This window comes from Rhodococcus sp. SBT000017 (assembly GCF_003688915.1).
Lineage (GTDB): Bacteria > Actinomycetota > Actinomycetes > Mycobacteriales > Mycobacteriaceae > Rhodococcoides.
Genome location: NZ_REFU01000001.1, coordinates 698,805 through 718,432 on the forward strand (window position 1 = coordinate 698,805; position 19,628 = coordinate 718,432).

General features: G+C 63.3%; 16 protein-coding genes. 5 read left to right on the plus strand and 11 right to left on the minus strand.

What is annotated here, in order from left to right:
* Nucleotides 1-85: 85 nt before the first annotated feature.
* Nucleotides 86-2,077: a TerD family protein gene (locus AYK61_RS03095; RefSeq protein WP_121869767.1), complete on the plus strand. Its 1,992-nt coding sequence runs from the start codon at nt 86-88 to the stop codon at nt 2,075-2,077.
* 57 nt (nt 2,078-2,134) lie between these two features.
* Here the strand turns inward: AYK61_RS03095 and AYK61_RS03100 are convergent, their stop codons facing one another.
* Entirely contained in the window at nt 2,135-2,545 is a 411-nt protein-coding gene (locus AYK61_RS03100) for a RidA family protein (RefSeq protein WP_121872385.1), read from the minus strand.
* 79 nt (nt 2,546-2,624) lie between these two features.
* On the opposite strand from AYK61_RS03100, the gene AYK61_RS03105 reads away from it, so the two are divergent.
* Both AYK61_RS03105 and AYK61_RS03110 read left to right on the plus strand, forming a co-directional pair.
* The gene (locus AYK61_RS03105) at nt 2,625-2,993 is read left to right on the plus strand and encodes a helix-turn-helix domain-containing protein (protein ID WP_121869768.1); all 369 of its coding nucleotides are present in this window, start codon (nt 2,625-2,627) and stop codon (nt 2,991-2,993) included.
* A gap of 104 nt (nt 2,994-3,097) precedes the next feature.
* Nucleotides 3,098-3,562 carry an SRPBCC family protein gene (locus AYK61_RS03110; RefSeq protein ID WP_121869769.1) on the plus strand — a complete coding sequence of 155 codons (465 nt, stop codon included), beginning with the start codon at nt 3,098-3,100 and terminating at the stop codon, nt 3,560-3,562.
* Nucleotides 3,563-3,583: 21 nt separating this feature from the next.
* Here the strand turns inward: AYK61_RS03110 and AYK61_RS03115 are convergent, their stop codons facing one another.
* From AYK61_RS03115 to AYK61_RS28155, 10 genes are all read right to left on the minus strand, one after another.
* On the minus strand, nt 3,584-4,156 hold the full coding sequence (locus AYK61_RS03115) for a hypothetical protein (RefSeq protein ID WP_147458293.1): 573 nt from the start codon (nt 4,154-4,156) through the stop codon (nt 3,584-3,586).
* The gene (locus tag AYK61_RS03120) at nt 4,156-6,003 is read right to left on the minus strand and encodes a DEAD/DEAH box helicase (protein WP_121872386.1); all 1,848 of its coding nucleotides are present in this window, start codon (nt 6,001-6,003) and stop codon (nt 4,156-4,158) included. The genes AYK61_RS03115 and AYK61_RS03120 overlap by 1 nt, the downstream gene beginning before the upstream one ends.
* Nucleotides 6,004-6,158: 155 nt before the next feature.
* On the minus strand, nt 6,159-6,977 hold the full coding sequence (locus tag AYK61_RS03125; protein ID WP_121869771.1) for an Fpg/Nei family DNA glycosylase: 819 nt from the start codon (nt 6,975-6,977) through the stop codon (nt 6,159-6,161).
* Between the two features lie 68 nt (nt 6,978-7,045).
* Nucleotides 7,046-7,471 carry a carboxymuconolactone decarboxylase family protein gene (locus tag AYK61_RS03130; protein ID WP_121869772.1) on the minus strand — a complete coding sequence of 142 codons (426 nt, stop codon included), beginning with the start codon at nt 7,469-7,471 and terminating at the stop codon, nt 7,046-7,048.
* 81 nt (nt 7,472-7,552) lie between these two features.
* Nucleotides 7,553-7,780: a hypothetical protein gene (locus AYK61_RS03135; protein ID WP_121869773.1), complete on the minus strand. Its 228-nt coding sequence runs from the start codon at nt 7,778-7,780 to the stop codon at nt 7,553-7,555.
* Between the two features lie 547 nt (nt 7,781-8,327).
* Complete coding sequence (locus tag AYK61_RS03140) at nt 8,328-10,391, minus strand: AMP-binding protein (protein WP_121869774.1); 2,064 nt, start codon at nt 10,389-10,391, stop codon at nt 8,328-8,330.
* A 186-nt stretch (nt 10,392-10,577) separates the two neighbouring features.
* Nucleotides 10,578-12,182: a DASS family sodium-coupled anion symporter gene (locus tag AYK61_RS03145; RefSeq protein ID WP_121869775.1), complete on the minus strand. Its 1,605-nt coding sequence runs from the start codon at nt 12,180-12,182 to the stop codon at nt 10,578-10,580.
* Nucleotides 12,183-12,270: 88 nt separating this feature from the next.
* On the minus strand, nt 12,271-13,707 hold the full coding sequence (locus AYK61_RS03150) for a sodium:alanine symporter family protein (RefSeq protein WP_259467912.1): 1,437 nt from the start codon (nt 13,705-13,707) through the stop codon (nt 12,271-12,273).
* A gap of 140 nt (nt 13,708-13,847) precedes the next feature.
* Complete coding sequence (locus AYK61_RS03155) at nt 13,848-15,182, minus strand: NAD(P)/FAD-dependent oxidoreductase (RefSeq protein WP_121872387.1); 1,335 nt, start codon at nt 15,180-15,182, stop codon at nt 13,848-13,850.
* Between the two features lie 30 nt (nt 15,183-15,212).
* Nucleotides 15,213-16,562, minus strand: coding sequence for a serine/threonine-protein kinase (locus AYK61_RS28155; RefSeq protein WP_121869777.1), 1,350 nt, complete (start codon nt 16,560-16,562; stop codon nt 15,213-15,215).
* 149 nt (nt 16,563-16,711) lie between these two features.
* Between AYK61_RS28155 and AYK61_RS03165 the strand changes: the two genes are divergently transcribed.
* Entirely contained in the window at nt 16,712-17,965 is a 1,254-nt protein-coding gene (locus tag AYK61_RS03165) for an EAL domain-containing protein (RefSeq protein WP_121869778.1), read from the plus strand.
* Nucleotides 17,966-18,055: 90 nt separating this feature from the next.
* Nucleotides 18,056-19,600 carry a sodium:alanine symporter family protein gene (locus tag AYK61_RS03170; RefSeq protein WP_121869779.1) on the plus strand — a complete coding sequence of 515 codons (1,545 nt, stop codon included), beginning with the start codon at nt 18,056-18,058 and terminating at the stop codon, nt 19,598-19,600.
* The last annotated feature ends 28 nt before the right edge of the window (nt 19,601-19,628 follow it).

The window sequence follows — 19,628 nt, forward strand, 5'->3', positions numbered from 1 at the left end:
ATGTCGAGCGAGGACGACTCACATTGCCACGCGGTGCATAGGGTGAGCAGTCGGAGTCCGATTTGTCCGACAGGAGCGTGTCAGCGTGAGTTCACCCATTCTCGTCAAGGGCCAGAACATTTCCCTGCCGGACGACGTGACCGAACTGGATGTCATCGTGTCCTGGGTAGACCCGGAGCGAGATCTCGATGCGTCTGCACTGCTGGTGAATTCGAGCGGTCACGTTCGGTCCGATGCAGACTTCGTCTTCTACAACCAGCCGGAGTCCGCGGACGCGACCGTGCGCTACCGCGGAAGCAGTAGCACCGACGAGGGCAAACAGGAACGAGTGTCGATCCATCTCGATTCTCTCGCCGCCGAAGTCGACAAGGTGGTCATCGCGGGTAGCTCGGACGATGTTCCGTTGGGTGACTTCGGAAAACTGTCGATGCAGGTGCGGGATCAAACCGGTTCGGTACTCGGGGAGTTCCTCACCGCCGATGCGTCGTCGGAACGAGCATTGGTGTTCGGGGAGGTGTACCGGAGAAACGGCGCGTGGAAATTACGCGCGGTCGGGCAGGGCTGGGAATCCGGGTTGGGTGGTTTGGCGCAGGACTTCGGCGTCGACGTCGACGACACCGAGCCGGAAGCGTCGGCGAACGATGTTGTCGTTGTCGAGGTCGCTGACTCGCATGTGCAGGCAGTCGACACGACCGGTGAGATCGTCGACGTCTCGGTTGTCGACGTCGAACCGCCGAAACGCGGGGTACGCACCAAGAAGCCGGTTGCCAAAAAGGTCACGCCGCCGCAGTTCACCTTGGCAGGGGGAGAAGGCTGGCAGACGGCTCGCCTGTTCTCCGTTGCCGGTGTCGGATCCGGTGAGGAGCAGGAGAAGAGGGCCACCTCGGCACTGATCGCGACGATGCAGGCGGTTCGTCCGTTCGCTCGCGCAATCTGCGCACATGCCGGCGCGCCGTCCGGTCCCTTCGAGGGCTACCTCGAAGTGCAGTTCGCCAAGGGCGAGGGCAAGGTCATCCCCGACGGTGTGTTTCGGGTATCGCGCGCGGGGCAAGTGTGGACCGCGTTGCTGGAAGTGAAGACCGGCACCGGCAAGCTACAGAAGGAGCAGCTCGAGAACTACCTCGACGTCGCGAAACGTCACAGGTACGAGACCGTGCTGAGTTTGTCCAACGACATACCGGCCTCCGCCGGTGAGCTCCCGGTCCAGGTGAACAAGACCAAGCTGAACAAGGTATCGCTGCGGCATATCTCGTGGTCCGAGGTCATTCACGAGGCCCGAATGTTGTTGTCGCACGGCGACCTTGCAGATTCATTGCAGGTATGGATTCTGAGCGAATTCGTCCGGTATCTGACGCATCCGAAGTCCGGCGCGACGGAGTTCGTCGATATGGGTCGCCACTGGGTTTCTGTTCGCGACTCCGTCACCGCCGGAACCCTCCGCTCCAGTGATGTAAAGGCCTTGTCGGTGGCGAACACGTGGGCGTCGCTGTCCAGGCACCTGGCGTTGCGGATGACTGCCGATCTCGGCGTTCCGGTGAAGCATCACCTTCCGAGGAAGTTCAGCGGAGATCCCCAGGCACGCAACGAGTACATCGTCGAGCAGCTCGTTTCCTCCGGGTGCCTCTCGGCCACGTTGCGCATTCCTGATGCCGCCGGAGATGTCACTGTCGAAGCGGACATGCGTACCAACAAGATTCAGTGCAGTACCGCTATCGACGCGCCGACCGACGGGACCGCGCTTCGACGAGCGGCATGGCTGCTCAAGCAATTGAAGAACGCTCCCGCCGACATCCTGGTCGAAGCCGTGTTCTCAGACCCAGGCGAAATATCCTGCGAGAACTTGGCGACCGTGCGAGCGGATACCAAATCGTTGACCGCAGGCCGGATCAGCGAACTGCAGTACTTCACGCTGACGTCACCGACCAAGATGGGTAGCAAGCGCTCCGGATCTGCGGCCAGCTTCATCGGTAGCGTGACCGACGGTCTCGACGCCTTCTACCGCGACGTCGTGCAACCGCTGAAGCCATGGGTCCCGTCGGCCCCGGAATCGTCGTCCACGGACATTGCGGACGACTGAGCGCCCTACTGCACGACTAGCCCCGACGTCTCCATGAATCCGGGCCCGCAGTGAAATTCAGTCGAGGATTGCTGTCGCCTCGACCTCCACGAGTACGTCCGGTTCGAAGAGGTAGTCGACTCCGATGAGCGAGGCGGGCGGCATGGGAGTCGGAATTCCGATCTCGACGGCCACCTGTTCGACACCTGCCATGAACTCGGCGATCTTCTCCGGTGCCCAATGGGTGACATAGAACGTCAACCGCACTACGTCGCTGAATGTCGCGCCCGCACCCGCCAATCCGATGGCGGTGTTTCTCAGCGCCTGTGCAACCTGACCCGCAAGGTCGCCAGGGGCCACCGGGGCACCGTCGACGAGGCGTGCGATCTGACCGCTGACGTGTACGTGGCGCGTTCCGGTACCTACGGCGACATGGTGGTACGGCACGTGCTGAGTCATGCCTTCCGGACTGGAATAGATGACGGACATCGACTTCTCCTCGGTGGTTGCGGCTAGGTATAACATTGATACCTGGTAGACGAAAGTCACTTCAAGGAGACGTGGTTTCATGACCGATACCTCGGCCGCGCAGGACGAACTCACCATCAGCGCACCCCACCGCGAGCTGCTCGATCAGGTACTCGACAAATGGTCGCTGGCCGTACTCAACGAACTCTGCGAACAACCCTCCCGCTTCAACGAACTGCGTCGCGCGATCCCGAACGTGACACAGAAATCGCTCACCGCGACATTGCGCAAGCTCGAACGAAACGGAATTGTCGAACGGGTCCTGCTCAGTTCGCGTCCCGTCGCCGTCGAGTACCGAATCACGCGACTGGGGAAGACGCTTCGGACGCCGATCGACGTGATCTTGCAATGGGCTACCGACCATATGCCGGAGATCGAACGAGCTCGCGCGGACTTCGACCTTCTGTGACAACGGTCCGAGTCAGCACCTCGAGACTCGGGATGACCCGAACAGCAGATGACCGACGAGCGACGATGCGGTTGAAGGTGCCGAACTCTGGGCACAGAGAAGGTATGAGAGATAACGCAAAGCTGACAGTGGAACGCACCATCGAGGCACCCGTCGACGCTGTTTTCGACGTCCTGTCCAATCCTGAGCGGCATCAGGCGCTCGATGGATCGGGCTTCGTACGCAGCGTGGACCACGCCGACCGGATTCAGAAGGTCGGCGAGAAGTTCACGATGAACATGCAGGGCGATCACATGGGTGGCGAGTACCAGACCGACAACCACGTGACCGGCTACATCAAGGACAAGCTGGTCGCATGGAAGACGGCCCCCGCAGGTAACGAGCCTCCCGGATGGGAGTGGCTGTGGGAGCTCGAATCTCAGGGCCCCAACGAGACGCTGGTCCGCCACACCTACGACTGGTCCAAGGTCACGGACAAGAAGTTGCTCCAGCAGATCAAGTTCCCGCTGGTGACCGAAGATCAGCTGAACGACACACTCGCTCGACTGGCAGTCGAAGCGACGTCCTGATTTCAGGCCGCAGGTCTCAGGTCAGCCGAAGAACGCTGTGCTGTCGAGACTTTCGATCGACATCCAGCGTCGAGGAAAGTCCGCCGGCCCAGATGTAGCCGACAGATCGACTCCACGGACGGCCAGCGCCGACGTCGGCATCTGATCGACGATCAGACCGACGGCATAGGTAGCGGCCGTCACGTGGAGGCACGGATCGATTCTTCCGGAGCAGGTGCAGGACGCTTCGGTGGCGTCGGGGACCGGCGACAGTTTGCTCGCTATCAGTTCGGCGTGGACCTCGTCGGGGAGGTCACCGCTGGTTGCACCCCCGCGCGTGTGGCGGGCGAGAATGCGCAGCACCGACTTTCGTTCCGTCGCCGAATAGCGGGGGAGTGACAGCACAGCCGTCTCGCTCTTCTTGCCCGCGGACACGACGCATCGAAACTCACCGACCTTGTTGTGATCTACGGCAACTGCATCGTTGCGCACCAGGCTGCGTGCCCGCGGGAGCATCGGGTTCGGCCTGGTGACGGCGATGGGTTCCACCCGCCGGATCCAGTCTTTCCCCCACGGCGTCGACCCGAATGCCGCGGGCTGCGGTGTGATAGCCATCAGCGCGACACCGCCCTCAGCGACAGCGTCTCGCGCAACGTCGAGTCGTCGAGCGCCGCCAGAGCCAGCTCGTTGTTGCTCTCGGTCAAACCAGCGATCGCCTTCTTGCGGGTATGGAGTGATGCGATGTGCTCCTCCAGTGTTCCCTCCGTCGTGAGTGCCATGACCGTCACCTGCGACTTCTGTCCGATTCGGTGCACCCGGTCGGTGGCCTGCGCCTCGACCGCGGGGTTCCACCATCGGTCGTAGTGAATCACCGTGCTGGCGCGGGTGAGATTGAGGCCGTACCCCGCCGCCCTCAGACTGAGAACCATGACGGGTGATCGGTCGCTGTTCTGGAATCGGTCGACCATCTTGTCGCGCTTGTCCACGTCGAGCCCGCCGTGAAAGAACGGAATCGGGGCCCCGGTGAGGCGCTCGAGATGCTCCGCCAGGATTTCCCCGGTCCGGCGGTACTGAGTGAACACGAGCGCAGCTCGCGAGGATTCGGCGAGTTCCTCGACGATGTCGGTGAGCCTGTCGAGTTTCCCGGACCGATCAGCAAGTCGAGCCAAGTCTCCGTTGACGAGGCCTGGGTGATTGCAGATCAGTTTTAGCTGGGTGAGTAGCGCCAGCACTGCTGTCCCTCGTCCTCGGTCGGTGCCGAAGCCGGTATCGAATGCTTCCTCGATGGCCGAGTTGTACAGCATTGCTTGCTCATTCGAGATCGGACACAGAACATCGATGTGGTTCTTCGGCGGCAGATCTGTCGCAACCTCGGCCTTCGTCCGGCGAAGAACGACCGGCGCGATCGCGCTCGACAGTTGTGCCAGTGCGGCCGCTGAGCCTCCCTGCTCGATGGGTGCCGAGAATCGTCGGGTGAACCGAGCTCGGGTTCCGAGCAAACCGGGATTGGTGAGATCGATCAAGGCCCAGAGTTCATCCATGCGGTTCTCGACGGGAGTGCCGGTCAGGGCGATGCGCGTGGTGGAATTCAGCCGACGCGCTGCTCGGGCTATTTTGGTCCGGGAGTTCTTCATGACGTGCGCCTCATCGAAGAACACTGTGCTCCAAGATATTTCGCTCAATCGGTCCGTGTCGGTGCGCAGGGTGGGGTACCCGGTGACTGTCACCGAGCCTGCGTCGGCACATAACTCGAGGGTGCGGGACGGTCCGCGGTACACGTTGACGACCAATTCGCCGTCGGAGAAGTTCTCGATTTCTCGTCTCCAGTTGCTGATCAACGACGTCGGGCACACGACAAGGTAGTTGCCCTCGCCTCGCCGTGCTCCGACGATCATGTGCGCAATGGCCTGGAGCGTTTTGCCCAGCCCCATCTCGTCAGCGAGGATTCCGCCGCCTCCGACCTCGTGAACGGTCGGGATCCAGGCGGCACCGTGCACTTGATAGGGCCTGGGCGTGAAGGCCGAGGCACGCTGGAGCAGATGGTTCTGCAGGTGCAGGCTGGCGCGGAGTGCGTCAGCGGCACCGTGTGCCGTCGACACGCTCGACCCGCCTGCGTTGGGAACCGCGTGCGCCGCAGGCGGGAGTGCATCGACGAGCGCTGAGGGAAGTCCGCTCACGTCGGGGTTCTGCTCGACGTGGTTCAGAATCGCCAACCATCCGCGTGCCGATGGACCTTCCGCAGAGCTGGTTGCGCTTCGGAGCTCGCCAGGGTTCGCTGCGACGAGGTGCGCGCCAACGGTGCGCACGGCGATCGTTCCGTCCGCGCCGGGGACCGCAAGCTCGACGGGAGTGGACTCTCCGACAGGCGTCGCCCCCGGTGTGCTGTGCCAGACGGCGAAACAGTGACGGTGCGGCAGGTAGGTGACGTGCGGAGCTGAGTCTGTGTCGGCGGTCGAAAGCATGCACTCTCCGGCGAAGTTCGCTGCCTCGGCCAGGTCCGAGGCTGCTAACACCGTACGCCGTCCGGTTGGTTTTCGCTGCATCCGATCGCGTTTGACAATTCCCAAAAATGCTGTCCTACAGCGCTATCGAGCATCATCCCGCGTGATGGATCGGATCAGGATTGCTCTCGAGAACACCACCACGTCGTACGGCCGCCCACCGTTCCGCGAGCCATCGGCGCACCACATCGGGGGCACGCCGCATCGGTTTTCCGGAACGGAATGATCTCTCCGGTGTGTACCCCACCCTTCTTTATCGCTGATCGGATCGCGCGGCGCAGAACAACGCGCAGTTCGTCGAGCTCCTCCGTTGTGAGCGACTTGGCTCGCCTGGACGGGGATTGCTCGCTCTGCCAGAGCACCTCGTCGGCCAGTAGGTTGCCGACTCCCGCTATCGCGGCTTGGTCGAGCAGTCGTGCCTTGAGAGGTGCACCGCTGGAACCGATTCGGTGGCGGAAGTCGTCGCGACCGATCGCCGCGGCGTCCGGACCGAGAGCGTCGATGTCGGGTTCGAGTCGAACCCGGCCGAGGCGGCGCTTGTCGAACAGTCGGAGCTGCCCCCCGTCGTCGAACGTCATGGAGAAGCGCGTCCACTCCGGCTTGTCGGTCGGGCGCTCACCGACATGAGGATCGCCGCCTCCGTACTGCGAGGTGCGCTCACCGTCGGGAGCGGTGACGATGACGCGTCCACCCATGCCGAGGTGAATGCCCAACGTCGGGCCGCTCGAGCCGTCGGCCGTGACGGTTTCGCACCACATCGCCTTGCCGCGTCGACGCGCCTCGGTGAGTTTCCCGCCCGTCAGGGCACGGGCAATATCGCCTGGCATGTGCGGTCGGCACTCGAACGTGTCGGTGTCGTCGATGTCGACGATGACGCGACCGAGAGCCTTTTCGACGACCTGTCGGGCGTTTTCCACTTCGGGTAGTTCCGGCATTCATCCGGTGTACCCGATTCGTGGGCACTATGCGCGGGTGCCGTCAACGGTCGTTCGACGCGTTCGTGTCACCCTTCAGGCATCAGTGGACCCAGTTCGGCGTCGAGCACCTTCTGTACGACGCGCATCGCCGCCAGCGCAGCAGGCGCGCCGCAGTACCCCGCTGTATGGACGACGGTTTCGGTGATCTCGGTTCGGGTGAGGCCGTTGCGGAGAGCTCCACGCACGTGTCCTGCGAGTTCCTCGTGGGCGCGCAACGCGATGAGGATTCCGAGGTTGAGCAGGCTCCGGCTGCGGTGATCGAGACCGGGACGCGTCCACACGCCGCCCCACACGGTGTCGGTGACGAAGTCTTGCAGTGCAGCGGAGTCAGTGCTGGAGGCATTGGCGAACGCTTTGTCGACGTACTCTTCGCCCATCACGTTCCGACGGACCTCGAGTCCGTCCTCGAAGCGCGGTCCCCTGTTCCGATTGGTCGCTTCGTCGTCGATCATGGTGTTCCCTCTCCGTCGTCTGCGTTGTCGACAGATCATGGCAGGGGGTTTCAGTGGAACAGAAGGCGGAGGGGAGCTCGGCTAGGGTTCGATCTGTTCGGTGTTCGTGCGTGGTTCACCGTGATCGGGTGGGGTGATCCCACTTTCGCGCGGCGCGCCCATGTAGGCCGATCCTCCGACAGCACTGTCGATTCCGTGGAAGCGACCGCGCCGCATGCGCGAGCGAAGTATGCGCGCGATGACAACGAAGACACCCAGAACGACGGCGAACCCGGCGATTACGGCAACCAGCGCCAACGATGTGTCCATAGCAGTCTCCGATCCTCACCGTCGTAAACCCGACCGGTCGCTATCGATTATCGGGCATGGGAGCGACTCCGGGGGACGAAACCAGGACACACGGTGTCGGTCGATCTGCTCAGCGCGGAGAAACCGGCCCACCGTCACGGTCGTCGCGCGAAGGCGGTGTGTCGTCGGAGGCTTGTTCTGCGCGCGTTGCTTCGAGGAACAGCTGAAGAAAGGAAGAATGCGCGCCTCGTTCTTGCGCCGTACTTCCCTCTCGGGGGTCTTCCGATGCCCTCGACATAGCGATTCGCTCTCCTCCCGTGTCCGCGAACAACAGTCTCAGATTCTGAATAGTTAAGCAACTGAGACAGTAAGTACAATCCGTGGCACGAAAGAAGGAGGTGGCGATCGAGCAACTTTCAGCGGTGTCCGTGGGCGGCGAGGGTGCCCAGAAGCTGCAGCGCAAGGAGAGCTTCGTCGTCGAGATGGGGGTCCGGTCGCGGTGCAACTCGCGCTCGTCGGCATCGAGAGTGGCCGGAGCGTGCATCGCGGCCGAGCCTTCGAATGAAGGTTACGTTCCAGCGGCGGTAGGCGGTTCGATCAGCATTCTCTTGATCACCTTGCCGGTCGCGGTTCGGGGCAGTTCGTCGAGGAACGTGATGTCGCGAGGAACGCAGAAGCGGCTCAACCGATTTCGGATGTAGGCGCGCACCATGTCCGCGTCGAGGCCTGCCGATCCGCGGCCGACGACGAAGGCGGCCAAACGCTGCCCGTATTCAGGGTCGGGCACACCGACGACCGCGACCTCGCCGACCTGAGGAAGATTGGCGATGGCATCCTCGACGGGGCCGGGAAAGACGTTCTCGCCTCCGGAGATGATCATCTCGTCGTCCCTGCCACAGACGAACAGCCGTCCGTTGCAGTCGATGTACCCGAGATCGCCGGTGTCCATCAGGGCAGCTCCGCGGGCGGACGCCGTCGACGGCGGTTCGGCGTTGGTGTAGCCGTCGAACAACATGTCGTTGCCGACGAATATTCGGCCGAGGGTTCCGACCGGAACGGCAGTACCGTTCGCGTCGAGCACGGCGACCGTCGTACCCAGGGGAGGGCGGCCGGCGGTGGCGGGGGCTGCGCGCAGGTCTGCGGGGGTCGCGATCGTGGCCCACGAGACCTCGGTGGAACCGTAGAAGTTGTAGAGGACGTCACCGAAGACATCCATGAAACGGCTGACGGTCGATCCGGTCAATGCCGACCCACTGCACGCGACGACCCGCAGGCTCGAGGTGTCGTACCGTGCTCGAACCTCGTCGGGCAGGTCGAGTATCCGCTGCAGCATGATCGGAACCGCGATCAACGAGGTACATCTGTGCGCCTCGATCGCACGCAGACAGTCCTCTGGATCGAATCGATCCTGGAGAACCACCGTGGCGCGCAACGGAGTGCTGATCTGCAGTGCCGCCAGCCCCCAGCTGTGGAACATCGGTGCCGCGATCAACATCCTCTCGTTCATCCGAAGGGGCATGCGCGACAGCATGGCTGCCACTGTTCCGAAGCCCTTCGGCGTGGGACGAACCGCACCTTTGGGTGACCCGCTGGTTCCGGAGGTCAGCACGACCACCGACCCGGGGCGATCCGGCCTCGCGAACGTGGCGGACGGTGCTGCGACGAAGTGTTCGAGGGTGCGCCGACGCGGAACGGCGGTATGGGACGACAGGCTCACACGGGTGACGTTCTCGGGCAGGTAGCGCACCATCGAGTCGAACTCGTCGTCGACGAACAGCATTCGGAGCTGGTGGCGGGCGGCGATCGTCTCGATCTGGCGGGCAGCGAGACCGGTGTTGAGAAGGACCACCTCGACTCCGAGCATGCCGCACGCGACGGTGCACTCGATCATCGCCGAGTGGTTGCGGGCCAGAATTCCGACGGTACTTCCCGGACTGATTCCGGACGCGTCGAGACCTGCCGCGATACGGTGCGATCGGTGGTGGATCTCTGCGAAGGTCCGGGTCCCTCGGTCGTCGATCAAGGCGATCTCGTTCGGGGACTTCGCTGCAGCGGCTGCGAAACCACCGCCCAGAGTGAAGCCCCACTTCGCCAGTGAGTTCAGCTGCCTGTACGCGCGGTCGGGACGTGCAGCACGAATGACGCCGGTTCCCACCATCGTCTTCATGATCGCCAGCGGTAGCGACCGCGAATCCCCGGTGTTGGTCACGATCGACGTCGAGGTGCCGGACAGGGAGTTCTCCAGTCGGCGCAGACCGCCCATGACCCAATCGACGACGGCGCGGTTGTGCTCGGGCTGGGGTGAGTAGGACCCGCCGAGCCCCGCTCTGAACACGGTGACATCGATCTTCGTCTCGCCGGCCGAGCGCGCAGTGAGGGTGAACCTGACGAATCCGCCGGACTCGACATGCTCGATGGTGATGATCGGCCGGTTTCGTCTGTTCACCACCAGGTCGAGGGCGTGCTCGACACCGTTGACTCCGCACAGGTAACCGGCCGTGGATTCACGGAGCATGCAGTGGTCGAGCCCGGGGAAGTAGCGTGGGAACAACTCGACCGCGCTCAAGACTCCGCACACCTGCTCGATGTCGTGTGCGAAGACCGTGCTGCAGTCGATGACGTCCGAGACCATGCCCCACCCCCCGTACCTTGCCGAGTCGACAGCAACGCCGACACAGCACCGACCAGGGGATGGCGGCGCGCACCTGGAACGGGTCATCCGCCTGGATGAAGTCGTCATCGTAAACCCGGCGCACGGTTGTGTGCACGAAATCGGCCGAAGTCGGTCTCGAATTGCTGTTTTCTTCTGTAGTGAGCGTCAGAACTGAATGCCGAGCGACCACGCGAAGACGGTATATGCGGCGATGGTGATCAGTGAGATCGCGATCAGATTGAGCCAGAAGCCGCCTCGCATCATCTGGCCGATCGTGATGTAGCCACTGGCGTAGGACACCGCGTTCGGCGGAGTCGCCACGGGCAACATGAACGCGCAGGTGGCCGCAAGCGCTACGGGGACGGTCAGGACCAAAACATCGATGTTCATGCCCATCGCGACGCCACCTGCGACCGGTAGGAACGTCGCGGCCGTCGCGGTATTGCTGGTGATTTCGGTCAGGAAGATGATCGCGGCCGTGGCGACGACGACCAACATGACCACCGGAATGGTGTCGAGGCCACCTGCAACGCTCCCGATCCACTCCGTCAGGCCACTGGACTCGAATTGGGCCGACAGGGCGAGCCCACCGCCGAACAGCAGCAACACGCCCCAGGGCAGCTTGACGGCGGTCTCCCAGTCGATCAGGCGGACGCCCTTCTTGCTTCCGCTGGGCAGCAGAAACAGCAGCAGTGCTGCTGTCATGGCGATCCCGGTGTCGGAGATCGGGGCATCGTCGAAGATCAGCGGAACACCCACCCACGACACGGCCGCCAGGCAGAAGATGATCGCGACCCGGATCTCGCCCTGCGACATCCTGCCCAGGGCGTCGAGTTCACCTCTGATCAGCTGTTTGCCCCCGGGGATGTCGTCGATCTCCGGCTTGAACATCACGTGGGTCAACAGGAACCAGGCGATCACGAGCAGGATCACGGCGAGCGGAACGCCGGCGATCATCCACTGGAGGAACCCGATCGTGATTCCCTGCCCCTCCAGGTAACCCACCAGCAGGGTGTTGGGTGGAGTGCCGATGATGGTTCCGAGCGAGCCGATCGACGCCGCATAGGCGATGCCGAGCATCAGCGCGGTGCCGAAGTTGCTTTTGATGATGGCCTGAGTGATGTTCTCGGCGTCTGCGGTCGTTTCACCGTCGGAGCCGGGAACAGCTCCGGCCTTCTTGCCGATGTCGAGTACCAGGACGAGGACCGAGACTCCGATGGGAATCATCATCACGGCGGTGGCGGTGTTCGAAACCCACATCGACAGAAAGCCTGTCGCAATCATGAACCCGGCGATCACCATCGTGGGCTTCGTGCCCATGGCGTTGACCGTCAGCAGCGCGATGCGGCGATGCAGATTCCACCGTTGCATGGCCAGTGCCAACAGGAATCCGCCCATGAACAGAAAGATGATGTTGTTGCCGTACGAAGCACCGACGTCGTTGACGGCGACGCCGGAATCGAAGACCGGAAAGATGACGAGGGGCAGCAGCGCGGTCGCTGGGATGGGCACCGCCTCCGTCATCCACCAGATGCCCATCAATACCGCGGTGCCTGCGGTCAACCGTGCCGGATGCGCTACGTCGTCGGGGAGAACCAGGTACACGAGAATTGCCAACAGGATTCCTGCGCCGAGCCCGACCCATTGACGTTTGCGGCGACCGGGTTGAACTTCCTCTTCGCGTTCTCCGGCCGATCTCTGATCCACTTCGTCGAAGTCGTGGCCTTCGGATGAGCGCCCGGCCTTCTCCTCGTCGCCGACCTGCGTCATGGAACCTCCTCGGTGTGGACGTTTTCATCACCCTAACGCGTGAATTGTCCAGAAGGTCCGAATCGAACAGCGTCGACGTCTGCGTCGCCTACCGGGCGATGTCGGGCTTGTTCGCGGCCGAATCGTTGTCCAGCACCGGATCCCACACGTCGCCGGGTAGGTCGCCCGGTAGATAGCTGTTGCCGCGTCCGACGAATTTGTCGTCGCGACCTTCGCGCCGCATGGCCTCGAAGTCTGCCAGCGCGCCGAAGGCCCATTTGCCCAACAGCGCAATGGCTACCAGGTTCACGGTTGCCATCGCAGCCATGGCGACGTCCGCCAGCGCCCACACCGTCGTCAGCGCGGACAAGGAGCCGAAGCCGATGGCCGCAAGGACGATGGTGCGCAACAGGTTCAGCAATTTGCCCTCGACTCCGAGGAAGTTGAGGTTGATCTCGGCGTACGAATAATTGCCGAGGATCGAAGAGAACGCGAACGTGAAGATCAACAGTGTCATCGGAATCGCCGTCCAGGTCCCCAACTGAGCGGAGATCGAGTCCTGAGTCAGAACCGCGCCGGCCACCCCGCTCGGGTTGCTGATGTCGTACACACCCGAGACCAGGATGATGAACGCTGTCGCACTGCAGATGACGATGGTGTCGAAGAAGACTCCGAGCGACTGGATCAGACCCTGCTTCACCGGATGGGACACCGTTGCGGTCGCAGCGGCGTTGGGTGCGCTGCCCATGCCTGCCTCGTTGGAGAACAGGCCACGCTTGACGCCGTTGAGCATGGCGGCCAAGATTCCGCCCGTCGTCCCGCCGATCGCCTCGTTCAGGCCGAATGCGCTCGAGACGATCTGACCGAAGACCGTCGGGATCTCGCCGATGTTCATCGCCACGATCACCAGCGCGAGCAGCACATACACCAGCGCCATGACGGGGAGGAGGTATTCGGCCACCCGCGCGATTCGCCGGACGCCACCGAAGAGGATCGGAGCAGACAGCACCACCAGGAAGACCGCGATCCAGCCCGCATCGATGTTCATCGTGGACGAGAACGATTCGGTGATGGTGTTCGCCTGAACCATGTTGAACGCGAAGCCGAAAGCAAAGATCAGCAGGCACGCGAAGACGATTCCCCATCGACGCGAACCCAGACCCAATTGGATGTAGTAGGCGGGACCGCCCCGGAAGCTGCCGTCGGGATTGCGCACCTTGTACATCTGCGCCAGAGTCGCCTCGATGAACGCCGTCGCCATGCCGACCACTGCGACCAGCCACATCCAGAAGATTGCGCCCGGTCCGCCGAGAGTGATCGCGATGGCGACGCCTGCGATGTTTCCCGTACCCACTCGGGACGCCAGGCCGACACAGAAGGCCTGGAACGCCGAGATGCCGCCCTCGGCGTTCGACCGAGATCCGCCGATTGCCTTGAACATCGACGGAAGAAGTCGAACTTGAACGAATTTGGTGCGGACGGTGAAGTACAGCCCGACGCCGATCAACAAGTAGATGAGGAAGACGCTGTAAAGACGATCTGCCAAGAAGTCGATTATCGAACTGACGGTATCCACGGTGCCATCCTGGAGTGCTCGGTGTGTGGGTGCGTCGACAGCACATTACTCGCAGATGGCCGAAAGTTTGCACCGAACAAAGACGCACGGGTGCAGTTCCGTGCATGCTGTCAGTGCTCGGCAGGACCCCAGATGTCGCCGAACGGTATCGAACGCCCCAGAATGCGTTCTGCTGCACGGTGTCCCGATTTCAAGGCTGCGGTGACCGTTGCCGGGTCATCGGTCCAGGTCGCTTCACCGGCGAGGTGAAGTACATCGCCGATCGGAGTGGCCAGGTCGTCGTGATCTCGCGTACGTGAACCCACCGTCATGTACGAGTACGAACCGTAGGAGAACGGATCGTCCTGCCAGCGAGTGACATACACACGGTCCGGTGTAACGACACGGTCGCCGTACAGACCACGCAGTGCTTCGAGAACCGAGTCCGCGATGCGCTCGTCCGACCAGTGCCGAGTCTGCTGCGCGCATGCGCCCGCTGCGAAAGTCAGAAGCGTCGGACGTCCCAGCGGCATGCTCACGTCATACCAGGAGTGCCACCAGTGCCCGGCTTCGCCCTGCTGCCTTACGGCATAGACGTTCTCGTCCCAGAACTTGGTGGGGAACCTGAGGAACACCTTCTCGAACGCGTTCATCTCCAGTCGTTTCAGTGCGCCCGAAACAGGTTCCGGCAGTGGGGGTTTAACAGTGAATGGCGGCGACTTCAGTACTCCGATCGGCACCGTCACCACAGCGCGCTCTGCCGAGAACGTCCCGGCCCCGGTATCGACCAGCACTCCGTCTCGACCCCAACGGACCTGCGTCACCGCGTGTTCGAGCCGGATGTCGAGTCCCTCGGCCAGCCGAACGGCCAATTCGTCGTAACCGTCCGGGAACACGACTTCGTCGCCCTCGATGGCGTCGTCGTCCAAACCGTGCGCGTCGAGGAGATCCTTTCCTACCCCCAACTGTTCCTCGGCCCGATGTCCGAGGAACTCGCGAACTCGCTCGAGTCGGTCCTCGTTCCAATCCAATTGCGTCAGAGTAGCTTCCATCGCGTCACCGAACGAGGTTCCCGGGGACGACTTCGCGATCGTCGTGGCGAACAGTTCGTCGAAGTGGTGAACGTCGGCACCGAACTGTGCGGCCGCCTGCTCGCTCAACCTGGTCCCGGTGGGGGAGTAGTACGCGATGGGCCTGCCGTCCGGCTGGTAGCTACCGACGGTGAATTCGACGGTCCGCATTCCGAAAGCGTGCACGGCATCGGCGAGAGGGTTGTCGTCTGTTCCATGAATCCAGGACGCACCGACGTCGAGGGTGCTGTCGTCGGTGCGCATCGTCCAGACCCGACCGCCCACGCGATCTCTGGCCTCGAGAACGACGACGCGCTGACCGGCGCGATGTAGAAGTGTCGCAACGACCAAGCCGGAAATACCTGCGCCCACCACGAGGGTATCGACGTGTGTCACCGTCACTCCTTTCCGTCGACGGCCGTGGGGTCAGTTCCCTCGGCCGGAATTGCCGTTGCCACTGTTGCCGTTGCCGTTGCTGTTTCCGTTTCCCGAGTTGCCGTTGCCGGAGTTTCCGTTTCCGTTCCCCGAATTGCCGTTGCTGTTACCCGGCGGTAGCGGGGCCGGCGCAGCGGGCTCGATCGGAACCGGATTCGCCGTAGGTACGGGAGCAGGTTCGGGCGGGTTCGAGATGACCGGAATCGAACTCGCAGGTGCAGGTGCAGGCGTAGGGGTCGTGGGTGCCACTGTGGTCGACTCCACGAGTGTCGGAGTCGGTGTCGACGGCGACATGGGCTCGGGCTCGTCGCCCGTGCCGATTGCGATCCAGACGATCGCCGCTCCCAGCGAAACGAACAGAGTTGCTGCCGCCGGGATGATCCATGCTCGGCGCGCAGATTTCGCGTCGGTGGACGCTGGAACTGCCGGGTGCGCAACCATGTTCGTGGGCTCGACGGGCATAGCGGCGGTGCGGGGAAGAAGAGTCGCCCTGTGCGAGATCCCGCGCAATCGGTGGGCGACCGCAGCTGCGGTCGGTCGATCCTCCGGGCGTCTGGATGTCATCTCCGTCAACAGAGCGTGCCAGTCCGATCCGAGCCCCTCGGGGACGCTGGGATCGCGGTGCAGGCGCGCCACCGCTGCTGCCACGGCGCTTCCCTCGAATGCCATTGTGCCGGTGAGGCACTCGATGAGAACGAGCCCCAGTGTGTAGATGTCCGTCGGTGGGCCTGCCGAAGTGCCCGTCGCCTGCTCCGGGCTGAGGTAGTGCGCAGTACCGACCGTGGTGCCGTGTTCGGTGAGTCGTTCGGCGTCGACGATACGGGCGATGCCGAAATCGGCAAGTTTGGCGCACTGTCCCACACCGACGTCCGGCGCCTGCGCAACGAGGATGTTGGCGGGCTTGATGTCGCGATGCATCACACCCTGATCGTGAATGTAGGCGAGAGCCTCCGCCAGCTCGCATCCGATTCGCGCGACGTGGGCACCGTCCATTGTTCGGCCCTGGCGATACGCACTCAACGTCGGACCGTCGATCAGCTCCATCACCAGGTACGGCACCGGCATCCCGCCGGCATCGAGTGCAGTGCCCGCGTCGTACAGCGTCACCAGACCAGGGTGCGACAGCGACGCGAGAGTCCGAATTTCTGCATCGATGCGCTGGGCAGTGTCCGGCGGCTCACCGTGGCGGAATATCTTCACCGCTACCGATCGGCCGAGAACGTGGTCGGCGGCGTGCACCACGTCGGCCATTCCGCCGCGCCCCAACACCGTGCCCAGCCGGTATCGACCCGCGAAGAGGTGGTCGTGAGGGGCACCGGGACGAGAGTCCGCTTCCACCATCGGTCACCGCCGTTCGTCGAGTCCTTGGAGCACCTTATAGCCAAAGAATCGACGGGCAGACCGCAGTCGGGTATCGACATCACGGTGCGGTCGGGCATGATGATGCCCCGGGTGGGGACCGATCGAGCAGTTTCGAGGGAGGTCCACCCATGCACCGACGTTCGACGGGTGCCGAGATTTCGCCGATGTCGGTCGATATCACGTCGGTCTATCAGCCGATCGTCACGCTGGACGGACGCGTCGTCGTGGGTTACGAAGCGTTGGTGCGGACCTGTGGAGACGGTTCCCTGATTCCGCCGCCGGAACTGCTGCGCGTGGCTCGGGAACAGGGCGTCACTGCCGATTTCGATTGGCGGTGCCGACTCAGCGCGCTGCGCGGTGCCGTCGACTCCGGCTATCCCGACCAGCTCGCACTGTTCGTCAATGCCGAACCCATCGCCCTCGATGCACCGCCTCCTCGGGACTACCTACCGATTCTCGCCGACGCGTCGCGGCTGTCCATCTTCGTCGAAATCACCGAGCGAGACCTGATGGGTGATCCGGCCGGTCTGCTGAGGGCGGCCGAGCACGCTCGAAACCTGGGGTGGCGAGTCGCCATCGACGATGTGGGGGCAGATTCGTCCAGCCTGGCGCTGATCCCACTGCTGCGTCCCGATGTGATCAAGCTGGACATGGCACTCGTACAGGGGCATTCGAGCAACGAGACCGCCGCGATCGTCGCTGCCGTCGCCGCCGAGGCCGAACGCACCGGTGCGCTGGTCCTGGCCGAGGGAATCGAAACCGAGCAACACGAGAGTTGTGCGCGAGCCATGGGCGCCGTTCTCGGTCAGGGATACCTCTACGGCGCACCGGACGCTCTCCCGGACTTCGGTGAGGTGCAGGGGCCGGCCCGTTCGCTCGAGCTGGATGGAACGGTGACCGTGCGTGCCCCCGTGGCGGTCACGCCGTACGGCCTCACTCATGTGCTCGGCGCTCGCAGGCACGCGGATTCGACTCTGCTCGACGCGATCGAGAACAGTTTGCTGCACAGTGCGTACGGGACCGGTTCCTCGACCGTCGTACTGGCGACGGTGAGCGCGTCCACCGGCCTGACGCCTGCGCGCGAAGCGATCTTCGAAGACCTTGCTGCACGTACCGCGCTGACGGCGGTCTTCGACTCCCATGCCGCCCCGCCCGCCGCCGGCTTCCGGACCGTGGTCGTGGGCGCGGACGAACCGTTGGCGCTGGAACGGTCGATCGTGATCGTGGCTCCTATGTCGAGCGTGGCGCTCATCGCGGTCGAGCGAGGTACGGCCGAGGACGGCACCCCGATGTACGACTACCGCCTCACCTACGACCGCCATGTCGTACTGGATGCTGCAACAGTGCTTTTGAGGCGAATCCCGGCCAGATCTGCGGAGTGAGTCTCCGGCCTCGGTCAAGATCACGTAAATTATCTCGCGAAATTCGGTAAATCGCGTCCTCTGCCGTCCACGTGCTGTTCACTCGAAGCCATGAGCTCTCACCCCCTCGCAACCGATTTACTGGCCGCGGACGGAGGCACGATCAGCTCCATCGAGACGGCGATCAACAATGCCTTCGATCCGATCTCCGCTGCCGTGTCGAATGTCGTCTTCTTCACCGTGAATATCGGTGGAGCCGCCGTCCCGCTGATCGTCCTCTGGCTCATCGTCGGTGCCGTCGTCTTCACGGTGGCGTTCAAGTTCATCCAGGTCCGCGGAATCAAACGTGCGTTGATTCTCGTCAGCGGCAAGGAGGACGAGGCGGACGCGCCCGGTGAAGTCAGCCACTTCAGAGCGCTCACCGCCGCAGTGTCCGGAACCGTCGGGCTCGGCAACATCGCCGGTGTAGCCGTCGCAGTGACGCTCGGTGGACCGGGTGCCACCCTGTGGATGATCCTCGCCGGCTTGTTGGGCATGGCATCGAAGTTCGTCGAGTGCACACTCGGCGTGAAGTATCGCGACATCAACGAGGACGGCACCGTCTCCGGTGGGCCCATGAAGTACCTGACCAAGGGTCTCGCAGAGCGGGGACTTGCCAAGGTCGGCAAGGTCATGGCCGTCTTCTACGCCATCGTCATCACGTTCTTCGCCATCAGCGGCGGAAACATGTTCCAGGCCAATCAGACGTACGCGCAGGTCCGTTCGGTCACCGGCGGCGACGACGGCTTCCTCGGCTCCGACGGAGCCAAGGCAGTCTTCGGTATCGTCATCGCGCTGATCATCGGACTGGTCATCATCGGCGGCATGAAGTCGATCTCGGCGGTCACTGCCAAGCTGGTGCCGACCATGGCGCTGGTCTACATCGTCGCGTGCGGCGTCGTCATCGCCGTCAACTTCCGTTCGGTCCCCACGGCGTTCACCGCGATCTTCGAGGGTGCGTTCTCGCCCGAGGGTGTGGCCGGCGGTGTACTCGGCGTCATGATCATCGGATTCCAGCGCGCCGCGTTCTCGAACGAGGCCGGACTGGGTTCGGCTGCCATCGCGCACTCGGCCGTCAAGACCAGGCATCCGGTCACCGAGGGCTTCGTGGCCATGCTCGAACCCTTCATCGACACGGTCGTCATCTGTACCGCGACGGCACTGACCATCGTGATCGCCAATACCGTCACCTGGCAGGACCAGCGGGCGATCGTCGCCGAGACGGGCGAGCTTCCCGCCGGAGGTGTCACCCTCACGTCCGACGCTTTCGAGACCGTGCTGCCGTGGTTCCCGTACGTACTGACGGTTGCAGTCGCGCTGTTCGCACTGTCCACTGCCATCACCTGGGCCTACTACGGGCTGCAGGCGTGGACGTCGCTGTTCGGACGCAGCCGCCTGTCGCGCAGCTTCTTCAACATCATGTTCTGCGTGTTCACCGTCATCGGAACTGTGCTGTCGCTCGGTTCGGTGCTCGACTTCGCCGACGCGACCCTGTTCCTGCTGGCGCTGGTCAACATCACGGGCCTGTACTTGCTGTTGCCTGTGGTCAAGCGCGAGCTCTCCGAGTACCTGGCGATGCGCCGAGGCGAGCCGGACAAGGTCGACGCCGAGGTGTGACGGGTCGAACGAACCGAATCGGCGAGAC